This is a genomic window from Paenibacillus tyrphae, assembly GCF_000722545.1.
Lineage (GTDB): Bacteria > Bacillota > Bacilli > Paenibacillales > NBRC-103111 > Paenibacillus_G > Paenibacillus_G tyrfis.
The window spans coordinates 1-591 of the sequence record NZ_JNVM01000080.1; the positions used below are offsets into that span (position 1 = coordinate 1).

Consider the following 591-nt stretch of genomic DNA (forward strand, 5'->3'; position numbering starts at 1 on the left):
TTCGAATACGATTATGTGAGAACTGATTATATTCCTTACCACCAATTGGTAAAATCGGACGATTCGACCGCGACGTTAAGCGGCGCGACGGAAGGCCAACTGGCGAGCAGTGCACGTTACAGGAATGTGCTGTCTCCTGCCGGCTTCAGTGACGAATTGAGGGCAGCACTCATGTACAAAGGGGTGTGCTGGGGATATTTGACGTTGTTCCGCCGCTTCGGGCGACCGTTCTTCAGCGAAGAAGAGCGTGCCTTCATCGCTTCTCTCGTGCCAATCATTGCATTGCGTTTACGCAGATCCAGCTTCGCCATGCCAGCGGAGGTGAAAGCGGAACCGGACATGGAGCCCGGTATTCTGGTGCTGGATGAAAGACTTGGCACTTTATCAGCCAACGAAACCGCAAACCGCTGGCTGTCCCGCCTTCGCGAATGGGAAGGCATCGACGGCGCCACGTTACCCAGACCTGTCAGAACAGCCTGCTTCCGAGCCTTGTCGACATGGCCTGCGGCATCGTTTCCGGCGCAGTCTCCGGCAAAATCTTGTATCCATCTTCCCGGTTATCCCTATTTGACCATTCGCGCAAGTCAATTG

General features: G+C 54.7%; 1 pseudogene. It reads left to right on the plus strand.

The features are described from left to right. Window positions 1-591 (plus strand): annotated as a pseudogene (locus ET33_RS39125) (LuxR family transcriptional regulator); the annotation flags it as partial.